Genomic DNA, 25,336 nt, shown 5'->3' with positions numbered 1-25,336 from the left:
TCTTGTTTCGATCCTGGCCGGGATGACGAATGTCGGCTAACGCCATTCGTCCAGATCTGCAGAGTTCCTTCCTTCTCCTGTCGCTCTGACGTCAAGGTCTGGAAGGAGTCCGCCCAGCACGGCTATCCCTTCATCGCGGCATCCGATTATGCCAACATGCTGTCATATCGACAGTGTGATGTCAATTACCAGTGAGAGCTGCCTCACGTGAAAGGCGGGCCTCAGTAAACTCCTCGGCGGCGAGACGTAGGCTGCGCGACAGTTCCGTTAGCCTCTCTATCTGATCAAGGGACAGGGCAGTCCCCAGGAAGCTGTACCACTCCGCAACCGCGTCGGGGAGACGCTCGAGAACTTCCCGCCCCGAGGCGGTGCAAGCATAGAGGGGAGAGCGCCGGTGATCAGGATTGGGAAGGCGCAGTAGGTGCCCTTCCTCAACCAGAATGTCAGCGATCCTCTGCGTACTCTGCCGCGTCTGCCGCAGCCGTCTCGCCACGGCAGGGACTGAGATGGGACCCTCCGAGAGTGTGTCCAAGAATGTCCAGCGGGCAAGCGTCTGGCCTTCCGGCGCCAGCAATCGCTCGGCCACACCGTTGGCCGCCGCAAGGGCCTGCGTGAGTTCCCGGAACATCCCGACCAGGGGGCTGTAGTGCTGAATTTCCACCTGATGCCTCTTTTCTTTACGACGACCGGCAGCTTGTGCGTTGCCAGGCCTTTCATTGTAGGACATCAAGCTGTCGTATTGACAGAGTGCTGTCATAATGAAACTCTGGTTCAGAGGCCGATATGGATACCCGGCCGCCGAGGCATCGTCGCCAAAGGCGCGGACCGGGTGCCTCCAGTAGTGCTGGCATCCCGCACCGAACTTATGGACGGCCGCGCAGCGCAGCCACATATTGTGCGGACAACGTAATCAACCTAAAGGACTAATCATGAGCACCAGCCCTGTCGGACTTGCGGACGGCACATTTGGCATTGCCCGCCTCAAGGACGGGACACGCGAGTTCGTCGCCATCGTCCGTCCCGATGGATCCGTCGCAGACGCCTCCGAGTACTACCGTGACTCTCACGAGCTCTTCGCGGATTGGGACAACGCCTTCCCCCGTCTTGCCAAGCTTTCCGATTCATCCGCGAAGACAGGTGAATATCCGGACTACCGCCCACTCCCGCCCCTGGCGCACCCAAACCTGATGGGCGCGGGGCAGAACTTCAAGACCCACAGCGCACAAATGCTGACCAAAAACGCCTTCAACCAGCACAACCGGCGACCCGGCGAAACTGATGAAGAGTTTTATGCCCGCAACCTTGAACTGATGGAGGAACGCTCCCGCACGGGTGTGCCCTTCTTTTGGACAGGATTGCATTCATCCCTCGCCGGCGCACAGGACGACCTGCTTCTCCCAGTGATCGGAAAGCAGCCTGACTGGGAACTCGAATTGTGCGTCGTCATGGGCCAGACCCGCCGGTTCGTCACCCCGGAGGAAGCAGATAGCACTATCGCCGGGTACATGGTCATGAACGACATCGGCACAGTCGACATCTTCCGCCGGACAGACATCCACTTCAACTTCGACTGGATCAGCAAACACCAACCCACCTTCAAAGTCGCCGGACCATTTGTCGTCCCGAAGCAGTTCGTAGACCCGTCGAAGGTGCAGATCCAGCTCGACCTTAACGGCCAGCGCATGCAGGACTGGCCAGCCAGCGACATGATCTTCAGCCCCCAGCAATTCGTCACCTATGCATCCGAGCGGGTCAACCTCATGCCAGGAGACCACATCTTCCTTGGATCCGCGCCGGGAAACGGCGCCCACCACAACAGGTTCCTGCAACCTGGCGACGTGATCGACGCCACCCTCACAGGGCTTGGCCACCAGCGCAACACCTGCGTCGCCGAAGACACCGGGGGCCGGGAGCCCATGTATCCAAACTTCCCGATCCAGTAATTCACCCCACGGCCTCAAGGACCTCAATTGGCAAAAATCGTTTACGTGGGCATCGCGCCCCATGACCCTACCCTCCCGCATCAGGTTGCTGCGGCCGACACCGGCCACCCCGTCTTCCGGCAAATACGCGACGACTACGAACGCATGCGCACGTCGCTAGCCCAAGCCCGCCCTGATGTGATCGTCATGGCCTCGGGGGACCACTTCAATCAGTGGTTTTACAACAACATTCCCGCGTTCGGCATCGGAAAAGGTTCGAACACGGCGGGGCCATTCCCATGGGAGGAAGAAGTCTATCGGCTTCCGAAATACCAGGCTCCCGGACACCACGACCTTGGACGCCACCTGCTTGAATCACTCCTGGAACGCCACTTCGATCTCGCCTCGTCAGACGACTACGGCATAGACCACGGATTCACCGTCCCCCTGCAGGCCCTTCGACCGGAACAGGACATCCCCGTCATCCCCTTGTGGACCAATGTGCTCGTACCACCAATTCCACCAGGGCAGCGCTACTACGACCTAGGTGTCGCCCTGCGGCAATCACTACATACAGCACCTGCAGAGTTGCGTGTTGCGGTGCTCGCAACCGGCCACATGACAAACTCAGTGGGCGGCCCGGCGATGGATCGCTTCACCACCGAACCCGTGACGCCATGGGACCTTCGCACCTGGGAACTGTTCACGAACGGCCGAGTCGATGACCTTCTTCCCGACTGCACCTGGGACAAGCTGTATGCGCAAGGAAACGGCACTCCCGGTTTCATGGTTCATTTGGTTGCCTGGGGAGTCGTGCAGGGCGCGCTGCCGACATGGTGCGATATGACCTCATCGCAAGCAAGTTTTGTTAACACCTTCCTCGAATGGGACGAAGAAGCAATCAACGAAGGAGGCCACCGTTGAGTATCTACGCACTCGACACCGCCCTGTGGGGGATCTACACGTCACAGCAAAACGCTGAGCAGATCCGCACCAACCCGGAGACCTACGTGCGGGGCTACGATTTGACTGCCGAGGAGGCCGACGCGCTCCGCAACCAGAACTTCGGTGCGCTGCTTGACCTCGGCGCACACCCATTCCTCATGTACAAAATGGCACTGCGCATTGAAGGCGGCTTCTCGATCGACTTCCTGCAGCGTTATCTCGGTCCCCTCAGGAACCATTCACTGCGGGATATCGTCACCTGAACAGCGCGTCTACCGAATCAACCTGAAATGAATGGTCTCGTTAAGCAAACCCGGCCACATCAACACTAAGAAGGACACAGAGGTCCCGGCGAGATAACCAGGGCCAAGACAAGGAGACCCATGGGAAACGTCAACTCCTCGCAGCCAAACCTGATCGGCGTGGCAGACGCTGCACCCCGCGGCTATGAGGGCTTCGCCGGCAAGGTAGCACCCAGGTCGTCGCAGTCGACACCGTGGTGGCCAGCACCAAAACGGGCCGCCGAAAAAGCGCCAAACGTCATCATCATCCTCATCGACGACATGGGGTTCAGCGACGTCCAGCCATTCGGCAGTGAGATCCCGACGCCAGCGATCCAGAAACTCGCCGACGAGGGCTACCGGTTCACGAACTTCCACGTCGCACCAGTGTGTTCCCCGACCCGTGCGTCGCTGATGACCGGATGCAACCCCCATCGCGCAGGAGTCGGTTCTGTCGCAAACATGAATCCAGGGTACCCGGGCCTCCGCGGGGCCATCCCGCAGAATATGCCAACTCTCGCCGAGACGTTCCGCGAGAACGGGTACTCGACGCTCATGGTGGGCAAGTGGCATCTCACGCCCGAAACCAGCATGCACGACGGCGCCGACCGGTCGACGTGGCCAATCCAGCGCGGGTTCGACCGGTACTTCGGGTCTCTCGAGGGGTTTACCACCATGTTCCACCCTCACCGGCTCTTACGTGACAACTCCCCTGTCACCGAAGAGTTCGCCGACGTTGATTACCTCACCGACCGGCTGACCGACGAAGCGATCGACATGATCGACGGAGTACGGACAGGCGGCCCGCACAAACCTTTCTTCCTGTATTTCGCACACAACGCAGTGCACGGACCCGTCCAGGCCGCCGCCGAGGACATGGCGGTGCACCGCGGCGCCTACGACTCCGGCTGGGATAAGGTTCGCGCGGCGCGATTCGCAAAACAGAAGCAAATCGGCTTGTTCGGCGAAACCGTCGAGATATCGCCCTCCGGCCCGGAACACACCCAGGGTGTGCCGCCGTGGGAAACTCTGGACGCTGATAACCGTAAGCTATACGCCCGGCACATGGAAGCCTACGCCGGGGCTGTCACCGGTGTGGACCGCAGCGTCGCACGCCTCGTAGATCATCTGAAACAGATTGGCGAGTACGAGAACACAATCATTATCTTCGCAAGTGACAACGGAGGCACCGCCGAGGGCGGCGTCCAAGGGACGCGAAGCTACTTCAGCCAGTTCACATTCGTGCCCGGACTACCCGATGACTGGGTGCGCGACGTGCCCCGGCCACTTGAGGAGATCGGCGGCCCGCGGGTGCACGGGCACTACCCGGCCGGATGGGCGCACGTCTCCAACACCCCGTTCCGGTTATACAAAGGGTCGGTCCACGAAGGCGGTATTCACAGCCCGCTGATTGTGAGCTGGCCGGCAGGGCTTCCCCGCACCGAGACTGATGACGGTGTCCGGGGCAACTTCGCCTTTGTCGCCGACGTTGCCCCAACCTTGGAAGAACTTACCGGCGCGAAACGCCCCGACATCCTCCGCGGTGAGCCAACCGGAGCCCCCGACGGTACCAGCTTCGCATCCGCGCTCCGTAACGCTGAGGCGCCAGCGCATACCCACGGGCAGCACGTGACGTTCATGGGCCAACGCTCGTACTTTGAGGGACGCTGGAAGATCGTCGGCATGGGGTGGGGCAAAGACGGCGACAGTCCCGCATTTTGGAGGCTGTATGACATGACCGCGGACCCAGCCGAGGCACACGATCGTGCGGGCGAACATCCTGACGTCGTCGCCGACCTGGCCGAAAAGTGGAGGCGCGCCGCATGGCACAACACAGTCTTTCCCCTCCCGGACGAACCTACGATGACAGCACGCATCCCCTCGACTGATCTGGAGCTCGAACAGCCCGTGCGCCTCCGCCCTGGTGCCCCCGGCCTTGAGCGTGTGCGCTCGTCCAAGCTGATCGGTTTAAGGTCATTCAATGTTGAGGCCCGCTTCGACGGCGGCCTCGGACAGGGAGTGATCGTTTCCCACGGCGACCAGGGCGGCGGCTACATCCTTTATGCCGAAAAGGGAGACCTTCACTTCTCCTACAACGCCTACGGCGACATGCACCGGGCCACAATACCGGTTGGCACCCCCGCCCCTGACTCCGTCATCCTCGAATTTCAGGCCCTCGAAGAGTTTCGCTGGAGCGTTTCAATCAGTATTGACGGGGACCGGACAACCCTGTTCGAAAGCGTCCCGATGCTGATGGGAATGGCACCTTTCACCGGCATCAGCATCGGCTACGACGGCGGCGGCCCCGTGGACTGGGACCTGCATGAACGCCAAGGCTGGTTCCGCCACACGGGCGGCCTGCGCGACGTCGCCTACTCGCCAGGACCCAAGGCGCCTTACAACCGCGAGATCATCATGGCCGTCGACGACATCAGCGCCCGGCTTATTGACTGACGTTGGCCTGGGCCCCCACAAATCGGGCGGGGCCCAGGCTTAGACCACGGAGTTAACCCTTGAGGTACAACTTTGGCCCCTGTCAACAGTCTCCCTAAATGACCCAAGCGAAGGATAGAAGATGAAACATGGCCTAGAGCCCGTTGGGTCAACCTCTACTGCAGAAATCGACGTTAGGCTTTGGACAGAGCGGATGCCAACCGGATGCTTGCAGCCTTTGCTGCAGCGCCAGTGGAAATACTTGTGGCCAAAGGAACGCGTCCAGCTCAGAAGGGGTCAGGAAATCATCGCCAACGGATGGATAGACGAGATCACACCCGATGCCACCACATTGTGGGCCCACCTCGACGAAGGCAATGGCCGCATCATGGTGCATCAAACGGATGGGATCGAAATAGTACGCCTCGAACCTCAAACACCCGCCCAACCGTCTCGAAGATAAGGGCAGCAGGGCATCTGCGTCCAACTCCCTCAAAGGAACACCACGGCAATGAAACCGCAAACGACGCCCGGCCAAAATCTGCGGTACAGATCGGCGACGATGGGCCAAGGAAGGCTCCGATGAACTCCGAATCGCACGGCTGCTGCTCGACTTCCCGGGAGGGAAGTACGTCAAGCAGCCGAGCCGCTGATGGTGCAAGCCGCCTAACGCGGGCTGCATCTTCGGATATACCTCGGCATGAAGACGTCCTGATTCCGCAAGGAACTTTCCAAATGGGCGATGCGTTCGGCGAGGGATACCCGACCGACGGCGAGTCCCCTGTGCACCGGGTAAGCCTGGACGCATACCGCATTGACGCGACCTCGGTGACAAACAGCATGTTTGCCACCTTCGTGCAGGCGACCGGGTACAGAACCGAGGCCGAAACGTACGGGACCTCGGCCGTGTTCCATCTGCTATCCACAGCGGCCCCGCGAGACGTCCTGGGCACTGCGGCCGGCGCCCCATGGTGGTGGAACGTCCGCGGCGCTGACTGGGCCCACCCAACCGGCGCCAACTCGGACTGGCAGGATATTCCCGACCACCCCGTCGTCCACGTCTCCCACAGCGACGCTCTCGCCTACTGCGCCTGGGCGGGCCGCCGCCTACCCACCGAGGCCGAATGGGAATACGCAGCAAGAGGCGGCCTTCACGCAAAGCGCTATGCCTGGGGCAACTACCTCACGCCCGCCGGACTACACCGCTGCAACATCTGGCAAGGCACTTTCCCTACTACAAACAGCATAGAAGACGGATACCTTGGTACTGCGCCCGCGAAACACTTCGCCCCTAACGACTACGGCCTCTACCAGATGGCCGGTAACGTCTGGCACTGGTGCGCTGACTGGTTCCTGCCCAAGTACTATCGCAACTCCCCCACCTATAACCCGCAAGGACCCACAATCGGCCGTGGTCGAGTCATGCGCGGAGGCTCCTACCTCTGCCACGATTCCTACTGCAATCGTTATCGGGTCGCCGCCCGGACATCTAACACACCGGACTCATCTTCGGGGAATTGCGGATTCCGCACCGTAGCCGCCACGTAGTGCAGGCCCTGAGAAACGAGAGATAACCATGACACCAGAACCGCGCGCAGGCAACAGACGCGGGCGGATGCGCAACCGGCTCTTACAGGGTGGCGCTGAACCGGACCCGCGGTTCAGTCTCGCCAACGAACGGACCTTTTTGGCGTGGATTCGGACGTCGCTGGCATTACTTGCCGGCGGCATAGCGGTCGAAGCGTTCATGGCGGATTTCTTCGAAGCAGGACTCCGCAAGGCCGTTGCCCTTCTCCTGCTCGTCCTGGCACTCCTAATCGGTGGTGGATCGTTCTTCCGCTGGATCAACGTCGAACGCGCCATGCGTCACAAAACGCCTCTGCCCCTACCAGCGATCGCTCCCCTGCTGGCAATTGGCGGTGCTCTCGTGGCAACAGCCATGATCTCTTTCGTCATCATCCGGCCCACGTGATGCCCGGTCACGCCATCCTGCCCGAGCACAGCGACCCCGGACTTCAGCCCGAACGCACGGACCTCGCGTGGGGACGCACGATGCTGTCACTGGTGGTCACGGCCGCCATGTTCCTTCGGTGGGCCCCATACCATGGCTGGTTCACAGGAACTCTCGTTCTAGCTGCCGCTTCGGCCGTGACTTCCATCAGTGTGGCCCGACGACGACGCCTCTACAGGTCAATTCACGGCATTACCCACGAATATATGAAACCCGACATCGTCTCGACTGCAACGCTGGCAGGAAGCGTCACAATTCTCGCCCTCCTCGGAATCTACACTGTGATTTACCTGCCGATGAAGGCCTAAAACTCCGGACTATTGCCGTTTCAGCTCGGAGGCGCCGACGACGGCAGCCCGAAGCACAGAGTTATGCTCAACGAGGCCGGAGACGCCGAAAATGCCTTCCTTGGTTGCCTTGCGAAGCCGGCGGAGCAGGGCATGCTGGAGTTGATGCCAAGATAATCGTATGAAGTCTCGCCTCTTCGACCTCAGCTCCACATGGCAGCTCCCTGCCTCACCTGACGAGGTGTGGGCCGTCATCGCAGACATCGATATGAGTTGGCCTCAGTGGTGGCCGCACTGCACCTTCGCTGCGCCGCTTGAGCGAACGGAAGCACCAAGCGAGGCTCACGAGGAGATTCTGAAGGCGACCACGGCCCACCTGAACTTCAAAGCGTTCCTGGGTTACACGCTCACCATCACAATCCACCCCACGAAAGTCGCCGCGCCTCATGAAATAGAGTTCGACGCCGGGGGGCACTTGCAGGGCACAGGGCGGGTCACGCTGGTCCCCCAAGAGCAAGACGATGCAACGCGTATGGACATAGAGTGGCGCGTACGGCCTACCCAACGCTGGATGAACGTACTGACACCGGTTGCCGCTCCGGCCTTCGTAGCAGCACATGCCCTGATGATGCGGCAGGGGGAAAAGGGCTTGCGGCGAGAACTGGCCAACAACCGCGCCAAGAAACCTGCGTAGACCCGTCTACATTCACCTAGCCAGCTGAGGACAACAGTTCTAGGATGTAAGCAAGTTAGCCGAGCTGGGGAGCCTTCGCAGCCCACAGTTCGAGTGTGCAGTAGCAAGCATTATGAACGGGGGCCACGATGAAGATTCATCCCACCCTCGCTGACAGCCTCCGGCGCCAGGAGAGCCCTTCCTCGAACGACTGGGAAACCACCTTCCGCACCATGGTCCTCTACGATCTGGCGGCAGACATGGAACTTGGCTTCTTCCTCTCGTACTACCGGAATTTTGCTATCCCGCGCACAGCGGCCACTCTCTACCGGAACGGCGAAATCCTGGAGCGTCCCATGAAGCGCTCTTACGACACTGCAATCGTCATTTACGAGCTCATCGCAAGCGGCCTCGATAGCGACCGGGGAGAGCACATGGTCGCCCTGCTCAATCGCGCTCACCGCAACGTCCCCGGCAGCGCGGACGATTACCTCTACGTCCTTCTGACCCTGCTGGTCGTCCCGGTTCGCTGGGCCCAGCAGCATGCGTGGCGCCCGCCCACAGGAGCAGAGCTAACCGCTGCAGCCCGTTTTTTCGCAGAGTTGGGATCCCGGATGAACGTACAGGGTATGCCGGAGACCTATGCCGAAGCGGAGCGTTTCTTTGACCAATACGAGGCAACCCATGTCTCTGCATCGATTGAAGGCCAAAAGCTGATGGACGCGACAGTTCAGGTCTTTCAGAGCCGTCTGCCGCTTCCTCTACGACCCTTCGCTGCAAGAATGATCAGTGTAATGCTCGCTGATGACCGGCTCGTTGGCGCCCTCGGGCTCCCCCGCAGCGGCCGAGGCTCCCGAGCCACCCTGGAAATTATTCTGGCAGTCCGCAACGCCCTCCACCGCCGGCTGCCGTTGCAGCGAAAGCCTCATTTCACGCCAGGAAAGGCCGGCTCGTCTTTGTACCCGGGCGGCTACTCGCTCGATCAAATCGGCCCCGTCAAGGTCCCTGACCCGTCAACCTTCCAAAGCAATGAACTATCGTGAAGCTCGAAAAGTAGCCCGCAAGGCCGAGAAAGGCTTTGGGTTGCCCAAGGCGCCAACACTCCAGCTCATTCAGGACAAACTGGAACGGCAAAGAAGCCGCCCCATCATTGTCGATGAACTGCCTGGCCTATCCGGATCGGAACTCTGCGGCGTGTGGCTAATCTGCGCGGACCGGGACATCGTGTTGCATGCCCCCGTGAAGTCGGCCTGGCACCGGCAGCAGATCGTCCTTCACGAGTTCAGCCACATGATTCTCTGTCATGACCTCCAAGAAACTAGCGCAGACCTTGCCGCGACCTTCCTGCCTGACCTAAGCCAGGACGTACTCCGCGTGCTCGGACGCAGCAGCTACACAGACGGCGCAGAACTCATGGCTGAAGTCTTGGCCGACCAACTCGCTACTCGGATCATCAACAGCGACGTCGATGCCATGCCCGAGCCCTTGGCATTTCCACAAGTATTCGGCTGATGGAAGCGGTCCCTGCCGCCGCACTCTGGGTCCTGACCGTTCTCAGGCTTCCAACAGCGCTCGATGCTCACCGTGGAAGCGTCTTCCGCGCCACTATCCTCGCTGCGATCGCCTGTACCCTTTATGTCCCAGCGGTCTACTACACCGTCGATCCATTACTTGGCGGACACAACCGCGTCGGCCTGGTTACCCTCTTGTCCTTGCTCCTGGGGTTCTGGCAGTTTCGCACGGCGATTCTGCTGGCAGCGGTTACAGATACAGAAGTACGACGGCGGCAGCTCGTCTTGGGCAGATTCGCTGCTGCCGCCGTGTGCACCACAGTGACGGCCGGGTTTCTCGCCAGCCGCGTGGATGGCACCGATCCCAACTTGCCGCTGACCTACGCTGACCAGCCCGGGATGGCAGTCTTCCTCTGGACAGGCTCCGCTTTCATCATGTGGGTCTGCCTTGACATAGCCCGGGTCTGCCGCAGCAACGTCCCGCACATGCACGCACCGGCCTTCCGGTCGGCTTTTTCCCTCATCGCAGGGGGATGCGTCCTCTTCGCACTTGTCCTGCTGGACCGGCTGATCTACGGCGCTGTGATTGCAGCTGAAGGCGCCGACAGTCAAACAGCTGCCGCACTGACAGGCTTCTACTGGATCGGAGAGACGGCTGCTGTGCTCCTGGTCAGTCTTGGACTACTTCTCCCCCGCATGGCGGGACGCCTCCGGCAGGGCATCTTCGCGCTGCGGGCAAGGCTACTTCTCATGCAGATCAAGCCAATTTGGAATGACGTTACAAGTTGCCAGCGAGAGCTGGTCCTGCAGGACCACCGCCCCGCTTTGCTCGTGTTCTTCTCCCGCCACGCGGAAGCCCACCTTCACCGGCATCTAGTCGAAATCCTAGACTGTGAATTGGCGAGTCCCCTAGCCCGCGAGCGCCTCAACGAACACCACTTGTCGGTAGTCGAACGCGCCGAGCTCTTACTCGAGAGCCGCTCCACGCCCCACCTTCCTCGTTAGAATCCAGCCCTCACACCTCTGGCATCCAAGGCGCCAGCGTTAGATGCTGTCACGGCCAGTCATGTTGCCCCGCTGCGCTTCGCTGATGAATCAACGTGAACCAGAAGAATTGCGAAGAGTGCCGTACCACTTTCGAAGCGACGCGGAGGAGCCACCGGTTCTGCTCCCAACGTTGTGCGAACAGGCACCGGAGTCGTCGCCACCGAGCCACAATTCGACCTTCTACAGTGCCGGCAACAACTTTGAGCTCGCCGCACCTCAAAGCGCAGTTGCAGGCTACGAAGCGTCGTCTGGAGTCCGAGAGGATATCCTGCGAGCGCCAACGCCAAGTGGTTCAGTCCAAGCTCCGCTCTCAAGCCGCAGAGATCGACCGGCTCGAAGCCGAGAGTTCGGAACAGCGGCTGAGCATCAACCTCCTCCAGTCGGAGGTCGCCCGCCTTAAACGAGCTCAACGGACTAATGTGCAGGACCTGGCCCACACCGCGGCCTTGCTTGTCTCAATCTCCCGTGCCAAGGGAGTGGCTCTTGACGTCCGAACCTTGGACATCCTCCGCCGGCGGGGATGGGATCCAGGCAAACATCAGGCAGGGGCACCTCGACTGTGACCATGTCTATCGCACGTCTGTCTGCCCGGTCGGGTCTGCGCTACCTGTTCAAGACGACGATGATGGATGACTTATCCGGTTCTCCCCCGGACCCCACCACGTACTACATGAAGGCGGGCACACCCCAGGGGCGTTGGATTGGCGGCGGACTAAACGGCATCAGTAAGTCGCTGGGTGACGCCGTCACGGAAACCGACGCAAGAGCGGTATTTGACATGGCGGTGCATCCGCAGACCGGCACTCCCCTGGGCAGGCCACACGCCCAATCTGCCGCTGTCGAGAACCAGCCCGGCCAATCAGCCCAACGGCATGCGGTCGTCGGCTTCGACCTGACGTTCAGCGTGCCAAAGTCGGTGTCCGTACTCTGGGCGCTGAGCCCGCACAGCAAGCAGCAGCAGATCCTGCGAACCCACCACGAAGCGGTCGAGGCGACCCTTGCGTGGCTGGAAAAGAACGTCATCCATACAAGGGCCGGCCGTAACGGAGTCGCCCATATCGGCACGCAAGGAGCTGTTGCCGCCGCGTTCGACCATTGGGAGTCACGAACCGGGGATCCGCAGCTCCACACCCACCTGGTTGTCGCCAACCGCACACAACGTGTCACCGACGGAGCCTGGGTCACCCTCGACTCCCGGGCTCTGTATAAAGCAGCGGTCGCGGCGAGCGAACACTACAACGGCCTGCTGTTCGACGCCCTCCAACGGAATCTGGGGTGCGACCCCGAGATCCGCACTCCCCTCACCACAACGCGCAACCCTAGCCAACAACTCACCGGAATCGATGAAAATCTAATCTGGGAATTTTCCAATCGCTCCCGCCTCATCGATTTGGAAACTGATCGGCTGGTGGCTTCATGGACCGCAGAACACGGCCATCCCCCAACCACCACGACAACCATCAAGCTCCGCCAGCAGGCAACTCTTACAACACGCCTGCCGAAGGCCGAGAGTCCCACGCCACTGCACCAGCTCTCGGAACAATGGCAGGCTCGAGCAATTGCCAGAGGTTTCCAGCCAGCTGACGTCCTCGCCCACACAATCAACCTTTCACGCATCGCCCCGTTTGCCTTCACGGACTTCGCTCCCGACTGGACCCCCGCCGTCGCTACCGTGGTCAGGGAGCGGGTCGCTGGAAAGCGCTCAACTTGGAACCGCTGGAACCTGCTCGCCGAAGCGGAAAGAGTCTGCGCCCAAATCCGCTGCCGCACGCCCTCAGACCGGGCCGCCCTGATAGACGCAGTCGCAACCGCTGCCGAACAACAATCAGTGCCGTTGAACGACTACCGCTATTCCCTTCCATCGAACGCTGGCCCGGACCTGCAGCTCAATCACCGGAGCGTTTTCGACTTCCATGGGTCACGCCTCTACACGGACGCTTCAACACTCGCTTCCGAGGACGCCATCATGACAGCAAGGGAGGACGATGGCGGCCCGGCTGTCCGCCCAGAAATCATCATGGAGTCCCTGGACAGTGGTCGCCCGCTGCAGGTCTCGAGGCTGCATTCCGATCAGCGCGCCGCCGTTGCCCACGTCGTCCTCAGCGGAAACCGACTGGACGCCATCGTCGGCCCGGCGGGAACGGGAAAAACCACCACGTTGGGCGCGGTGAAGGCGGTTTGGGAGGCAGAGCATGGGGCAGGCAGTGTCATCGGGCTGGCCCCGGCTGCGGCGAGCGCAGAGGTGCTGGGCCAGGAACTTCGTATGGTCACCGAGAACGTGACCAAGTGGCTGCACGAGTCGATGGGACACGGTGCGGCCGCGCGGGCTGAGCGCTTCTTCCATTGCCAGCGCCTCCTGACTTCGTCCAGGTACAGCGACCGCCGGAGCATTGCATTCGCCCAGGAAGCGGCCCGGATCGCTGCGACTCACCAGCGGTGGTGCCTTCACCCGAATCAACTCGTCATCATTGACGAAGCGTCCATGGTTTCCACCTTTCAGCTTGCTACACTCGCGCAACAAGCAAAGGAAGCCGGTGCGAAGATCCTCCTGGTGGGAGACCCCGGCCAGTTGGACGCAATCGACGCTGGCGGCGTCCTCGGCTGGCTGGACCGCCAGGGACTAGCGACGCGGCTCAGGACTATCTGGAGGTTCCATGAGGAGTGGGAGCGCGCCTCGTCCCTTAAGCTGCGGGCAGGAGACTACTCGGCGATCGCAGACTACGAACAGCATCGGCGGATCCGGCACGGCTCCTACTTGGCCATGGTGGACCAGGCGTATCTTGCGTGGCAGGCCGACAGACGCGCCGGTAAGTCGTCCATCCTTATCGCCGCCGACAACGAGACTGTCGCCATACTCAACGAACGTGCTCGGGCGGACCTGGTGGCCCAGGGGTCTGTGGATGCAGAGTTAACAGCGAAGCTCACCGATGGCCTCCAAGCTGGCACCGGTGACACCGTCATCGCCCGAGCAAACAATCGCCGGCTCATCGACAGCGAAGGCGAATTTGTCCGAAACGGCACGCTGTTCGACGTCAGGGCCGTCAACAAGCACGACGGCTCAGTTGCCGCAGTGCGGCGGGACACTGGAGCAAGCGTCGTACTCCCCCGGACCTATCTTGAGACGTCCGTCGAGCTCGGCTACGCGACTACCGCCCACCGATCCCAAGGCCTCACGGTCGATACCGGGCACACAATGGTCAGCCAAGGACGGCTAACCCGCGAGCTGCTCTACGTGAGCATGACCCGCGGCCGGTCCGGCAACTTCGCATACGTCAGCCAAGGCAACGACACTGACCACCAGGCCGTTGATCCTTCGCAGCAGCTGTCGTGGCGCAGCATCCTCGGCGAGGTGCTCGCCGCAGAAGGTGCCGAGCGGACTGCCCACGAGGTCCGCGAAGCAGAGAGCAGGAAGGCGGACAACCTTGAACGGCTCTATGCCGAGTACGATTACCTCGCGCAGATTGCTGCCGGTGAGGACCTCAGACGCTGTCTGGGAAAGCGTGCCCCGCTCGCAGTGCAGGAACTAAGCGCGTCACCGTCGTGGGGCGCTGCAGTTGCCGCCTGGCGAAAAGCTACAGCGGTCGGCCGTCACGGCGCAGAGCGCGTCATGGAGCGGACCGTGCAGGACAGCCATTCAGTGCACGACCCGATGGCCCTCCTTAGCGCGCGGCTTCGCCGCTGCACAAAAGGAACACCCACGTCGGCGATAGACCCATTGCGCGAATCGTTCCCTGTGCTTGGACCCGAGTTGGCAGACATAATCGTCCAGGTCCGCGAACGCATCCGGCAAAGGATGGAATCCGTCACCGGGGCTGCCCTGACGCAGGATGCTCCATGGAAGGACGAGCTCACTGCAGCCGTCGGTGGAACAGAATCCTTCGGCCGGCTGGTTCGTGAAGTTGCCCTGTTCAGGGACAGATGGGGAATCTACGATACTCACCTGCCATTGGGAGCTCCCCCGGCGGACTACGAATGGGAAGAGCTGGGCCAGCGGGAAAGACTCCAGGAAGCAATTGAGACCGCCAGAAGCTCTCAGGCCGCCCCGCAGCCCGAGAACAGTACAACTGAAATGCATCGATCCCAGCACGTCGTCCTTACGAGTTCCGGCTGGCAGATCTAAGCTGATGTAGAGGCAGAACATTGGTCGTGAACCCAGCGGTGAAACCGAGAGTTGCGACAGCCGGGTTGGTACTGGCCAGCGCGGTTGTTCTATGCGCGGCTGCCCTCTCTCCGGTTCTCCTTCTCTCCGCCGGCGTTCCCATCTCCGCAAAGTTAGTAGGCTGCGCCACGCTGTTCGCTGCTGCACTACTTACTGGATGGCAATGGTGGCGACGGACTAGACAACGTCGGGCCTGGCTGGAACAGGCGACGGAACAGTGGAGATCCTTCAGCAATGCCAAAGCGCTTGGCGGCACAACAGCGGAGGTGACGCTGGTTAGCGTTGACGCAGTGCAGCCCACCGGCTCCTGGGTCACGATCAGATGGAATCGCTTCAACCACACTCAGTGGGCCTGGCTGGAGTCGCTTCCGGAACCGATCTGGCCCGGATCGGTCCTACTCATCTCCCCGGACCCAGCCCAGGTTATGCCTGGCGCGCCATGGCCGGACACGTACTTCATTCAGGCGGTCGATTGTTTGGCCTGGGCTCCTGCCGAAGGGCGCCCGGTGGGTGCTGTAAGGGCTACCGCACTGAATGCACCTAATACCTGAAGCTCCTCTCACTGACCGGTCCCCCACAAACCGCATTCGAACATATGTTCTATAATTGTTTGCGTGATCAAGTCCGGCTCGCCAGAAGACCTCGAGCGCATGACGGCCCGGATGGACGCTGAGTCCAGCCGTCCGATCGATGATCCGGCGCCTATTCGGGACTTCCCGAAGTATGCCCGGCCGTTAGTGTTTGTCGGCGGAATCTATGGCAAGGCCGTTGGCTGGACTCACAAGTACGGTCTTATCGAATGGCTGGATTCCTCCGGCAAGTACCACATGGGATGGGCCCACTCTTCGTGCATCAAGCGGGTGGAACCGGACGAATGGAAGGGCAGTTCGCGGTTATAGCAGGCACCGCGGCCCATCAGCGTGACAGGACGACAATGGCCTGGTCCTCCGCGGAAGGACCAGGCCATTGCCATGTCTCGCTAGGGGGCAAGCTCAGCAGGCCCTCCCAACGGCGCAGGGTCAGAGACTAACCTCATTCCGCGCCGGCTCGCCGAAAGGGGATACCGACACCGGCCCCTTGGTTGCGATGTTGTACGTCGGCTCCGGCGCCGCTTGCAGGCCTGCCTCTGTTGAAGCGCCAGGCCCAGCGGCACGCGCAGAACGTTGGTATGCAGCGGTACCAAAGCGAAGGTCCGGGCCAATGGTCTCGGCTACGATCCGACGAGCCTCACGCCGCTCCCCATCCTTTTCAAAGGAACGGAATTCCAGCTCACCCGAAACGGTGACGGGGTCGCCCTTCTTCAGCGAATTGGAGGCATTCTCGGCGAGCGCCCGGAACGCGGAGACGTTGTGAAAAACAGGTTCCCCGTCATGCCAGGATCCGTCTGGCCCCTGGACGCGCTGGTTCACCGCAACGCGGAGCTTGGTGTGGGCCACCCCCGACTCACCGTAGGTCAGATCCGGATCTGCTACGAGGTTGCCGGCGATGTTGATCGGTATTTTGGTGCTCATGTCGTGCGTCCTTCCTTCGCGGACGGGACTTTCCCATCCCACGCTTCAAAGCCGGCCTTACGGGCCAGAAATCTCCAGACCACGCGATGGTTCCTCTGCCGGTTTCACGCCCGCATAGTTTTCCTGGCCTTCAACGTGCAGGGAGGCTTCCGCAGCCGGAACCTTCCCGCCCAGTCCTGGCGGATCGGTCATTTCAAGAATTACCTTGCTTGCGGCGGTCACCCGGCCGAGCACTGATTTGGCAATATCCACGCGTGAGGCCGGCGGCTTTCCAGAAGTAGCCTCGGCTGCTGACCGCTCCGCTTCGATAACTGCGTCAGCCCAGCCCGACAGATAGCTTGCTGATTGAGGCCCTCTATCAATTCCGTGCGCCTTGAGCACCGTGTAGGCCACTGACTCGGCCTCGACTTCGGCCAGCCCGCGGTGGTCCACGCTGCTTCCATACAGCTTGCCCACCTTGTCGTTCGGGCCGTGGAGCAGAACGTGCCCGAGCTCGTGCGCGAGCACCGCTGCGCGTTCCTCTGAGTTAAGCCAGCCACCCACCTGAACGCGATGCTGGGCAAAGTCCGTGAATCCGCTTGTGAGCCCGAACTGCGAGTCCGTGACTTGCACTGAGAAGCCGTGAGCGCGGGCAACTGCAGCCAGTGACTCCCATAGCCGCGGCACCTCGACAGACGTGAGTGCAGCTGCTCGAGGAACCAGCAGCGGGGTACCCTCGGTCTGGGAGACGTCGAAGACCGCCTGGCCCCGCCAGCCGGTGATGAGCGTCTTCTTCCCCTCGTCAACGGCGCCGTTGGGAGCCTTTTCGCCAACAGGGATGCGGTGACGCGTGCCGTCAGGTAAGAGCACCTGTTGAACGCGGGCCGTCCTTGGCGCAATCACCCACAAGGCATGCTCACCACGAAGAACATTCCGCCCGTGCCGCTCCCATTCCTTGAAGCCCGCCACGAGCGTGGGCTCGTCGGTACCGCGCTGTGCCATCTGCATCATCAGCAGGGCAACGTTCCCGCCGGAATAGCGCCACAGGCTGGCGGAAGCGTCAAGGAGAACCTGCCAATGTGATGGCGACTCGACAGCCTTTTCAAGAATCGAGTGCAGTCCGTCCATCAAGGCAGCAACACGTTCCTCGGGCGCCAGTCGCTGAGGCTCCAACGGGGAGTTCGGGCCAGCGGTTGGGTTTGACGGAACTTCGGGTGCAGCGGCCACGACAGCCACCCTTCTGCTTCTTGGACCGCAGCTAAGCTGCGCAGACACCGGTTCATGGTGACCGGATCATCCCAGCGACATGACCTAGAACTCGGGAACCAGTTGATGGGCCGCCTTGCACCAATCGAGGAAGGCCGGATCGTCGTTCGCAAGCATGCGCGGTGCGGGCTCCTTGTGTGCCTGCAGTCCGACGCATCCCGCCGCCCTGGTGTGCGTCCTCAGACGTTCGACGGCGTGTGGGAGCCTTTCGTGAAAGGCAAGCGGGCCGAAGCCCGGATCGTCCGTCGTGTAAGAGGCCAGCTCCGCGCGGTGCAGCGCGTACAACTCGGCCACGATCTCAGGGTGACGCCACCAGCAGTCCGGGACGACCGACGTCGTCAGTTGATAGGTGGCCACGAGCCATCGCACCCAGGCAAATAGCGATCGCCATGCCTCCTGTGATTGCTCGGTGGTCATCTCCCGCCATCGGCGGGTGACGGATTTGGGGCCAGCCGGCCCGGCAAATGCCGACCTGAATAGTTGTGCAGTGATTTCGTCGTCCCCAAAGGAACCTGAGCAGGGAACGTCAAATTCGTCGACGTTGTCACGGCTGTGCATCGGGAGTCCCTTCGGTCTTCTGTTGACGCTGCTTGTGCCCGTCGGCCAACAGGCGCTCCATCTCAGCCTTCAGCCGGCGCAGTTCCCCCGCGTCCTTGCGCTTGTGCCATTCCAGGAGATCCAGCAAAATCGGCCGCGTGCGCCGGCCCAGCATGAGTGCGGTGCCAGCAGGGAGGCGTCGAATCTCGTCCAAAGCGATCACAGGACGGTCGCGAAGCTGTTCACCGTCCTGCCGACCCTGAGACGACCAGGAACGCGTGGTGAGCGTCAGACTGCGCTCGCCGAGCAGACCTGCTAGCGATCGGAGATCGTGTTCGTCAGATCCACCTCCGAAAATCACCTTGATGATGGCGGAGTCCCATATTGTTGACGCTTCATCGATGGACCAGCCGGAACGGGCCTGGGAGAGGGATTGGAGGACGACCAGGGTGGAGATGCCGATGCCACCGCCATCGGCCAGCGCCACGGGCAGGCCCGGCCAGGGAGCCAGGTTGGCGATCTCATCGAGTATGAGGGACAGCGGCGGCTCAAGCCTGCCGCCTGGCGAAACGAACGCCATTTCGCGTGCCGCGCTGTCAATGTCGTCGATCAGCGCGGAAAGATATGGACCGGCGGCAGCCGCGCCAGCGCGCGTGCCGATCAAATACAGCGTGCCCCGTTCCCGAATGAACGCCTTCGGATCAAACTCCTCGGACTCATCCTGCGGGTTCAGTGCAGCCAAAACCTTCGGAGAAGACAGCGGGGCAACCGCTGCCGAGACACCGATCCAAGAGTTCGAGGTATTCCGAGGGTCGTCTTCCAGGATTCCCATCAGGTCTGACTGCCAACCAAGCGCCGCGCCAGGCCTGCCCAGGACTTCCAGCGCTTCCCGGGCAAGCACAGGGCTGGAGGACCAGCGTCGGAATGCAGCCACTCCCTCGCCGGACAGGGCAGCAGCATGGAGCAGGCATTGGAGGACGATCAGCGAGCGCTTCTGCCACGCAGCGTTTTCGCCCTTCATCTCCGTGTCCGCGGTAATGACCAGCGCTCGCCGGGTGGCAACGTCCGGGTCCTCACATCCCCGCACCGGTGACCAGCGGAGGGACGATGGCAAGCCTGACATGCCCTGGGGATCGAACACCGTCACCGGGCGCCCGTCAGAAGCCCTTGCCTTCATGGTCACTACAAGGTTGTCAGCCCGGGTAGACGTCGTTACGACGGCACCGGGCGCGTCGAGGATCGCATTGATAACCACGTAGAGGCCCTTGCCGGACCGGGGAGCACCCTGGATCACCATCGATTCTTCAGTAGAAACGTGGACCGTGACGCCGCGGGATCGGCCCAGGGTCCAGGACAGATCCTGCACCGAAGGCTTCACCAGTCCCGGGCGCGTGAACTTCCCCCGCTTCTGCACCGCCCTCGCCCCAAAGTCGTGGACGATTTCGGCGCGACGGGCAACCCCGTCCCGGTTCAGGATGTCCTGCCGGAGCCATGCCCCCGATTGCTTCCACCGCCTCCACGCAACCAGCGCAGCCACGGCGAGCGCTCCGACCAGCAGCAGGGACGGAGCCAGGATCCACCAAACGCTGTCCGTGCCGACTGCGCAGTCCCCACGGCGGATGACTATCCAGTCCATCCTGTTGGCCAAAAGTCCGACGACGGCACCCGGGTTGAAGGGCGACGGCGGCAAGGCGCCGCAGCGCCAAGAGGTCGCGAGCTGCGCCGCGGCCTGCACCAACGCGCAGAGACATACGTAAGCCGCCGCTCCAACGAGAGCAGCGGTGACGAGCGGATTGTCGCTGGCAGCCCGGGAACTCACTAGCTGTCTCACAGCATCCTGCCGTCAGTCCCGAAAACGTCCAACTCGTCCGTTGTCACCCGGTTGGCAACGATGAAGGAGCGGTTGCCGACCTTCCAGAGACCGACGCCCTTCGGAAGATTCTCAACGTGCTCGCACTCGGCTTCGGTAAGGCCCAGCGCTTCCTTGGTAAGCCGCATTGCGTCGTGCTTCTGGCGGTAGATGATCCTGGTGTCCGCTTCGGTGAGGAGACCCAGGGCTTTCTGCCGATGTCCGCTGGTGCTGTCACCAATCTCGTTGAGGTCAGCGACTTTATGCATGATCAGCAGGTTGGCGATGCCGTAAGTTCTGGCCAAACGCCACTGTTCGCTCATCTTCGCCAGCATGTAAGGATCAGCGAGCATCCGCCAACCTTCGTCGTAGACGACAAGGCGCTTGCCGCCGTCGGGATTGGTGATCGCCGCCTCCAGCCAGGTAGCGCCGCAAGCGGCCGCTAATGACAGGGCTTGCTCCGAAGCCCCAATGAGCGCCGAAGTGTCCATCACCATCATTGGGGCGTCCGCGTCGAAGGCTACGGTGGACGGAGCATCAAACATGCCCTCGAGATCACCGGACACCGTGCGTCTAAGGGAATGGCTGACGGCGGTTCCGCCCTCGACCCCGACGAGAGCTACCATCTCCTTCGACGGTCGCAGCAAATGGTCAAGCACCATGGGCAGCGTGGGGTTGGAGTTTTCCGCCATTGTTTCCATGAGGGCGATATCCAAGGCCGTGTGCTCGACGGGTCGGAGCGGCATTCCTTGACGCATGAGGGAGACAAGTGCCACCAGGAGATACCGGCGCCGCTGGCGAACAACAGCCTGCCACTGTGCTTCAGTGAGGGCGCTTGACCGTGGCCCGGCATCCAGTGGATTTACTCGTGCGGGACGGCCTGGTCCGACGGAAATGACCTTTCCGCCTACAGCTTTGGCGACGGCAACCCACTCACCCTTGGGATCGGAGGCGACGGCGGCTTTCCTGCCCAATGTGATGGACCGCGCGACGAGCGACTTGCCGCACATCGACTTGCCTGTGCCGACGGTTCCGATAACGACGATGGATGGGCCGCTGATGATCCCTTTGTCGTAAAGGATCCAGGGATCGTAGGAGAAGGCTCCTGACCCGAAGACATCGGTTCCGATGTAGGTGCCTTCATGCCCCAGCCCGGACTCTGTGAGGAACGGGTAGGCGGCCGCGAATGTCATGGTCGAGGCGCGGTGCGGTGCCGGACGCAACCGGTGTGGGCCCCGGAGCGAGTTCGGCTCCTTGTTCCCCCAATCTCCCGTGAAGCGAAGCTTCTGAAGTCCGGGCTGTTCATCCTCCGACGGAGCACTCGCCCGCTTGGACGCCCAAGGTGCGGACCGCCGTCGTGCTTTCTGATCCCCCCGACTTACCCCCAACGGAAGGTACTCGAAGCTGCCATTCGTCTTGTTCACCGCAGTCCTCTTCCCAAGGGCAACGCGCTCGCAACGAAAGCCGCCCATTGCTGTCCGTAGAGAAGCCGCAGCTCAACGAAAGCTCCCGCTGCCGCGGACTCAAGCTCCTGGCGGTGTCGTGCCAAGTCCTCCAGTGAGGTCGCTGTGACGGTCATATAAGAGGCCGGACGGACGTCACCGTGGCCGGCGACAATCTCTTCTTCCCTCTGTGTCACTTCTTCTTCCTCGGCCCTTTGCTCACGCGTGAGCGGCCTGTCGAAGCGGGCATTGATACGGCGACGGGTCTCGTGGGCTTCCTGGGCTGAACGGATGTCGCGCAGAGCTTCAGCGGTCGGTACCGCCCGAATAACCTCGGTGAAGGTGTGGCGGAATTCGCCCACATAGATCAGAGGGTGGAGGAAGCCCGGGAAGACTTTCTGCCGCGGCCATTCAGCAATCCAAAAGGTCTGGTGGAAGCCGGAATCTGTCCGCAGGTAGGTCCAGTGCTCCTCTACACCCATCGGGCCTTGCCTCATGAGCTCATCCGTCGACTCTGCTGCTGGTGCACTCGACGCCGAAGCTGTCGCGGCCATCGCTTTGCCGGCGGGCAAAAGGGCAGGATCGAAAGCGCCGCGAATGATGGCAAGCAACCCCGCCTCGCCGAACCATTCCTCGACCTTGACGTTGTGAGTACCCAGCGACGTTCGTATCGCATCGACTTCGAGCCGTAGGACGTGTTCAAGGCCGGTGACTCCCCCGCCCGACTCCCTGATCCGCCGTCGCGCCTTACTCGTGTCCAGGACAACCGCGACGACCAGCTCATGGCTCATAGCCGAGCCGGCGGCCCCCAGTAAGTCCTCGTATGCACGATGGCCCCACCCAGCGGCTTCCTTGTTGTCTCGCGCCGGCAGGGCGTTTTCCCTGTAAAACTCCCAGAGTGCCGATGACGGGTAGGGCACGGTGTAGTCCTGAATGGCGATGCGGGCAATGCTTTGCCGTTGGGCCATGCCGGCCTGAACCCGTGACCAGGCCTGGACTGCCCACGCTTTATCGTCAGCGTCCAGGAGAGCAAAGGACCGCGTACTGCACCGCAGCACTACGATTGCCTCCTTGCCGTGGCCATCGACCAGGAAGCATTCCCCACGGGCGGTAGTTCGAATCTCCAGATTGCCCAACCCGCCGGGAAGGGCAAGTCGGCCGGCGATGCGTGGAGCTTCAGGCTTTGCGAGGAACCTCGTCTGGCCCACAGCTGCGCGGTAGAAGAACGTTGCGATCTGTTGTGCCCAGACTGGATATGGGACACGGGAGTACTGCAGTATTCCGAGCAGTATGAGCACGAGCCACATAGGCCCAGTGGTGAATAGTCCGATTGGACCATGGCTCGCTGATGCAACGATCGCGACGGTAACTCCCGCGGCAACAATGAGCAATTGATACCACTTGAGTCCGAGGAAGAAACCGCGGCGCTCGTACCTTGGGAATTTGACGGCTTCCAACGCGCGCCCGTCTTCAGACATGAGGGGTGCCTCCCTTCGGAGGATCAATTCTGGGTGGCTGGGGTTTCGGAGGTTGCGGGCTCGACGGACCTGGGGTGTTAGCGGGAGGCCGCGCTCGCGGTCCCGGTTCGGTAGGCGTGCTTTGCCGGGCTCGCGCTGGAACCGCGCCGCCTTGGCTCGGTGGACCTACACGCACGAACCCTGTGGTTTCCGCGGACTGCGGTGCACCCGGTGATCCGGTTGACGATCCTGTCTTCAAGGCTCTCTGTCCTCCATCGGGGCCCGGTGAGGTCAACCCGGCGGGCACAGGAGGAGCTGACACCTGTGTCGGGAAGACGTTACGGCTTGAACTGATGGGCCGTGTCATGGCGGAACGACTCACCATGTTTGCGAGAATCAGTCGGCCGCCTGCCTGACGACTGATTTGCCGGGCCGCAACACTGCTGCTTCGCGAGAGCACGTGGCCACCGCCCGCCGTTTGCGCAGCTGCAGCGAGTTCCCCTCCAGCGAAGCTCACGAGGCGCAGGGCCATCATGGGTGCCCCACATGCGAGGGCCATGCCTACGGTTCCGGCTGCCAAGCCCGCGAAGGACTTGGAATCGGCAAAGAGCTTTACGGCGACGGCCAGGACTGTTGCAGCCAAGGGCTTGGCCACAACCAACGCGATGACGACCTCACACCAGCGGCGAGCCCAGGATTTTGTCTTGTCCCAAGGCAGCAGCATGAGGGCCACGGGGGCGACGGCGGCGAGGACAACGAGGGCGAACGAGCGGAAGATCATCGAGCACATCAGAATGAAGGCGAGTATCCAGACGACCACGACTGCCATCATGGTCACCACGGCCGCGCCCGCCGGGCCGCCGGTGTTTCCGGGAGCCAGTGAAACCAAGTTCCATTCCCGGCCACTTCCCTGCGGCGCTCGTTCAAAGCCGAAGAGCCGCATGAAGACAAGATAGGGGTCGGACCCAATCGATTGGAGGAGGGCGGCAGACGCCAGGTCTGTTGCCCTCGTCAACTGCCGGACGAGGTACACGGCGGCGCCCACCAATGGGATCGCGACTGCTCCGCCTATCAAAGCTCTTCCAATGCGTCTTGGTTGCTGGCTAATGAGACCCGAGAGCAGCTGCAAGATCATTACGACGGCGAGCGGAGTCAGCATTACTATCACCCACCAGCTCGTGAGTCCCTGGATGGACAGCCACTGGGAGTCGTCGACGTTCGACACAGTGAAGGCACCCGTGATGAAGGCCCACAGCCACGACGCCATGTTCTGCAGAATGTTTGCGAACAGTGACGTGACCGCGCCGAGGGCGTTGTCGTTGGCCTGCGATACCAGGCCGCATCCGGGTGGCCACCATCCATTGAGATCGCACTCAACGGGCATGACCTAGAACCCGAGAGGGAATGCGGTCTGCGACCAGAGGATGTAGCCGTTGATGCCGCCAAGGATGGCAGCCACGGGGCCTGTCCAGAGGAGTATCACGCCTCCGCTGGAAGCCAGGCGCGACGATTGGCTCAGCTTGCCGGCCAGCAGCAGGGCTGCGCCGATGATCGCCACGATGGCGATGATGATGAAAGCGCCGACAAGGATGCCGCCGCCAATTTGTTTGAGCGATTCAAGGAAGGGGAAACTCGCGTTCGGCGTGATTCCCGGGTCCACCGCTGCCAAAAACATGGGTGCTCCGTCCGTCGTATTCCATGGAGTGAGCAGATGAGCTCACAAGTTCATGGGAGGTGAAGCATGGAACGACATGACCTGAACTTCGAACACGCCTATCGAGCGGCGTGACGACCAGACGTGCAATGACCCGCCCCGTTGTTGAGGTAGGAGATGGGTCACTCAGGCCCGTTTTTCCCCTGTTCAGGCGAAATTCTCGGCGTCCAATGGTTCCTGGCGTGGCGATTAAGTCGACCGGGCCGAGCATGACCGGGGGCGATGTCGATCTCGCAGAGACGTCAGCGAGTTGTCTGACTAACGGACGTTGGGTAACGAGGTGAGGGTCGGTGTTAGCGGCCATGAAAAACT

General features: G+C 61.7%; 22 protein-coding genes. 13 read left to right on the top strand and 9 right to left on the bottom strand.

Translation table 11 applies throughout. The annotated features are described in order from the left end of the window. Positions 1–181 precede the first annotated feature (181 nt). Positions 182–757 (bottom strand): MarR family winged helix-turn-helix transcriptional regulator, encoded by a 576-nt coding sequence (locus tag DC347_RS21110; protein WP_165838108.1) that lies wholly within the window; start codon positions 755–757, stop codon positions 182–184. Between the two features lie 172 nt (positions 758–929). On the opposite strand from DC347_RS21110, the gene DC347_RS21105 reads away from it, so the two are divergent. The 13 genes from DC347_RS21105 to DC347_RS21040 all read left to right on the top strand — a co-directional run bounded on the left by DC347_RS21105 (position 930) and on the right by DC347_RS21040 (position 16,168). Then, complete coding sequence (locus DC347_RS21105) at positions 930–1,943, top strand: fumarylacetoacetate hydrolase family protein (RefSeq protein ID WP_109864377.1); 1,014 nt, start codon at positions 930–932, stop codon at positions 1,941–1,943. Between the two features lie 27 nt (positions 1,944–1,970). Beyond that, on the top strand, positions 1,971–2,846 hold the full coding sequence (locus tag DC347_RS21100) for a 2,3-dihydroxybiphenyl 1,2-dioxygenase (protein ID WP_109864376.1): 876 nt from the start codon (positions 1,971–1,973) through the stop codon (positions 2,844–2,846). Next, positions 2,843–3,130, top strand: coding sequence for a hypothetical protein (locus DC347_RS21095; RefSeq protein WP_165838107.1), 288 nt, complete (start codon positions 2,843–2,845; stop codon positions 3,128–3,130). The genes DC347_RS21100 and DC347_RS21095 overlap by 4 nt, the downstream gene beginning before the upstream one ends. 120 nt (positions 3,131–3,250) lie before the next feature. Beyond that, positions 3,251–5,602 carry an arylsulfatase gene (locus DC347_RS21090; RefSeq protein ID WP_109864374.1) on the top strand — a complete coding sequence of 784 codons (2,352 nt, stop codon included), beginning with the start codon at positions 3,251–3,253 and terminating at the stop codon, positions 5,600–5,602. Positions 5,603–6,163: 561 nt separating this feature from the next. Continuing rightward, positions 6,164–7,129 carry a formylglycine-generating enzyme family protein gene (locus tag DC347_RS21085; RefSeq protein ID WP_109864373.1) on the top strand — a complete coding sequence of 322 codons (966 nt, stop codon included), beginning with the start codon at positions 6,164–6,166 and terminating at the stop codon, positions 7,127–7,129. A gap of 28 nt (positions 7,130–7,157) precedes the next feature. Then, on the top strand, positions 7,158–7,553 hold the full coding sequence (locus DC347_RS21080) for a YidH family protein (protein WP_109864372.1): 396 nt from the start codon (positions 7,158–7,160) through the stop codon (positions 7,551–7,553). Beyond that, positions 7,553–7,900 (top strand): DUF202 domain-containing protein, encoded by a 348-nt coding sequence (locus DC347_RS21075; RefSeq protein ID WP_109864371.1) that lies wholly within the window; start codon positions 7,553–7,555, stop codon positions 7,898–7,900. Before DC347_RS21080 ends, DC347_RS21075 begins: the two co-directional genes overlap by 1 nt. A gap of 160 nt (positions 7,901–8,060) precedes the next feature. Next, positions 8,061–8,573 (top strand): SRPBCC family protein, encoded by a 513-nt coding sequence (locus tag DC347_RS21070; protein WP_109864370.1) that lies wholly within the window; start codon positions 8,061–8,063, stop codon positions 8,571–8,573. Positions 8,574–8,701: 128 nt separating this feature from the next. Beyond that, a complete protein-coding gene (locus DC347_RS21065) occupies positions 8,702–9,595 on the top strand; it encodes an oxygenase MpaB family protein (RefSeq protein ID WP_240617891.1) in 894 nt (297 codons plus the stop codon). Continuing rightward, a complete protein-coding gene (locus DC347_RS21060; RefSeq protein ID WP_133247128.1) occupies positions 9,582–10,064 on the top strand; it encodes a hypothetical protein in 483 nt (160 codons plus the stop codon). The genes DC347_RS21065 and DC347_RS21060 overlap by 14 nt, the downstream gene beginning before the upstream one ends. After that, positions 10,064–11,068 (top strand): hypothetical protein, encoded by a 1,005-nt coding sequence (locus tag DC347_RS21055; RefSeq protein ID WP_109864368.1) that lies wholly within the window; start codon positions 10,064–10,066, stop codon positions 11,066–11,068. Before DC347_RS21060 ends, DC347_RS21055 begins: the two co-directional genes overlap by 1 nt. 607 nt (positions 11,069–11,675) lie before the next feature. Then, a complete protein-coding gene (gene mobF / locus DC347_RS21045) occupies positions 11,676–15,230 on the top strand; it encodes a MobF family relaxase (protein ID WP_240617893.1) in 3,555 nt (1,184 codons plus the stop codon). 653 nt (positions 15,231–15,883) lie between these two features. Further along, the gene (locus tag DC347_RS21040; protein WP_109864366.1) at positions 15,884–16,168 is read left to right on the top strand and encodes a hypothetical protein; all 285 of its coding nucleotides are present in this window, start codon (positions 15,884–15,886) and stop codon (positions 16,166–16,168) included. 120 nt (positions 16,169–16,288) lie between these two features. Here the strand turns inward: DC347_RS21040 and DC347_RS21035 are convergent, their stop codons facing one another. From DC347_RS21035 to DC347_RS21000, 8 genes are all read right to left on the bottom strand, one after another. Then, entirely contained in the window at positions 16,289–16,780 is a 492-nt protein-coding gene (locus tag DC347_RS21035) for a single-stranded DNA-binding protein (RefSeq protein WP_109864365.1), read from the bottom strand. A 57-nt stretch (positions 16,781–16,837) separates the two neighbouring features. Then, positions 16,838–17,887 (bottom strand): ArdC-like ssDNA-binding domain-containing protein, encoded by a 1,050-nt coding sequence (locus DC347_RS21030; RefSeq protein ID WP_109864364.1) that lies wholly within the window; start codon positions 17,885–17,887, stop codon positions 16,838–16,840. Positions 17,888–18,070: 183 nt separating this feature from the next. Then, positions 18,071–18,583, bottom strand: coding sequence for a hypothetical protein (locus DC347_RS21025; RefSeq protein WP_109864363.1), 513 nt, complete (start codon positions 18,581–18,583; stop codon positions 18,071–18,073). After that, complete coding sequence (locus tag DC347_RS21020; protein WP_165838105.1) at positions 18,570–20,099, bottom strand: type IV secretory system conjugative DNA transfer family protein; 1,530 nt, start codon at positions 20,097–20,099, stop codon at positions 18,570–18,572. Before DC347_RS21020 ends, DC347_RS21025 begins: the two co-directional genes overlap by 14 nt. 290 nt (positions 20,100–20,389) lie before the next feature. Continuing rightward, positions 20,390–21,604, bottom strand: a complete 1,215-nt coding sequence (locus DC347_RS21015) for an ATP-binding protein (RefSeq protein WP_133247125.1) — start codon at positions 21,602–21,604, stop codon at positions 20,390–20,392. 227 nt (positions 21,605–21,831) lie between these two features. Next, on the bottom strand, positions 21,832–23,331 hold the full coding sequence (locus DC347_RS21010) for an SCO6880 family protein (protein WP_109864360.1): 1,500 nt from the start codon (positions 23,329–23,331) through the stop codon (positions 21,832–21,834). Beyond that, positions 23,324–24,445, bottom strand: a complete 1,122-nt coding sequence (locus DC347_RS22230) for a type IV secretion system protein (RefSeq protein WP_368665772.1) — start codon at positions 24,443–24,445, stop codon at positions 23,324–23,326. Before DC347_RS22230 ends, DC347_RS21010 begins: the two co-directional genes overlap by 8 nt. 252 nt (positions 24,446–24,697) lie before the next feature. Continuing rightward, complete coding sequence (locus DC347_RS21000) at positions 24,698–24,985, bottom strand: hypothetical protein (protein ID WP_109864358.1); 288 nt, start codon at positions 24,983–24,985, stop codon at positions 24,698–24,700. Positions 24,986–25,336: the final 351 nt, after the last annotated feature.

It is taken from the genome of Pseudarthrobacter sp. AG30 (assembly GCF_003116525.1).
GTDB lineage: Bacteria > Actinomycetota > Actinomycetes > Actinomycetales > Micrococcaceae > Arthrobacter.
This window is presented reverse-complemented; position numbering and strand designations above follow the sequence as displayed.

Excerpts from the sequence above, each read along its gene's own strand:
- DC347_RS21105 (WP_109864377.1), top strand. The coding sequence starts at position 930 with ATGAGCACCAGCCCTGTCGGACTTGCGGACGGCACATTTGGCATTGCC.
- DC347_RS21080 (WP_109864372.1), top strand. The coding sequence starts at position 7,158 with ATGACACCAGAACCGCGCGCAGGCAACAGACGCGGGCGGATGCGCAAC.
- DC347_RS21065 (WP_240617891.1), top strand. The coding sequence starts at position 8,702 with ATGAAGATTCATCCCACCCTCGCTGACAGCCTCCGGCGCCAGGAGAGC.
- DC347_RS21010 (WP_109864360.1), bottom strand. The coding sequence starts at position 23,331 with ATGTCTGAAGACGGGCGCGCGTTGGAAGCCGTCAAATTCCCAAGGTAC.
- DC347_RS21035 (WP_109864365.1), bottom strand. The coding sequence starts at position 16,780 with ATGAGCACCAAAATACCGATCAACATCGCCGGCAACCTCGTAGCAGAT.
- DC347_RS21085 (WP_109864373.1), top strand. The coding sequence starts at position 6,164 with ATGAACTCCGAATCGCACGGCTGCTGCTCGACTTCCCGGGAGGGAAGT.
- DC347_RS21015 (WP_133247125.1), bottom strand. The coding sequence starts at position 21,604 with ATGACATTCGCGGCCGCCTACCCGTTCCTCACAGAGTCCGGGCTGGGG.
- DC347_RS21110 (WP_165838108.1), bottom strand. The coding sequence starts at position 757 with ATGACAGCACTCTGTCAATACGACAGCTTGATGTCCTACAATGAAAGG.
- DC347_RS21060 (WP_133247128.1), top strand. The coding sequence starts at position 9,582 with ATGAACTATCGTGAAGCTCGAAAAGTAGCCCGCAAGGCCGAGAAAGGC.
- DC347_RS21055 (WP_109864368.1), top strand. The coding sequence starts at position 10,064 with ATGGAAGCGGTCCCTGCCGCCGCACTCTGGGTCCTGACCGTTCTCAGG.
- DC347_RS21075 (WP_109864371.1), top strand. The coding sequence starts at position 7,553 with ATGCCCGGTCACGCCATCCTGCCCGAGCACAGCGACCCCGGACTTCAG.
- mobF (WP_240617893.1), top strand. The coding sequence starts at position 11,676 with ATGTCTATCGCACGTCTGTCTGCCCGGTCGGGTCTGCGCTACCTGTTC.
- DC347_RS21090 (WP_109864374.1), top strand. The coding sequence starts at position 3,251 with ATGGGAAACGTCAACTCCTCGCAGCCAAACCTGATCGGCGTGGCAGAC.
- DC347_RS21000 (WP_109864358.1), bottom strand. The coding sequence starts at position 24,985 with ATGTTTTTGGCAGCGGTGGACCCGGGAATCACGCCGAACGCGAGTTTC.
- DC347_RS21070 (WP_109864370.1), top strand. The coding sequence starts at position 8,061 with ATGAAGTCTCGCCTCTTCGACCTCAGCTCCACATGGCAGCTCCCTGCC.
- DC347_RS21030 (WP_109864364.1), bottom strand. The coding sequence starts at position 17,887 with ATGGACGGACTGCACTCGATTCTTGAAAAGGCTGTCGAGTCGCCATCA.
- DC347_RS22230 (WP_368665772.1), bottom strand. The coding sequence starts at position 24,445 with ATGATCTTGCAGCTGCTCTCGGGTCTCATTAGCCAGCAACCAAGACGC.
- DC347_RS21025 (WP_109864363.1), bottom strand. The coding sequence starts at position 18,583 with ATGCACAGCCGTGACAACGTCGACGAATTTGACGTTCCCTGCTCAGGT.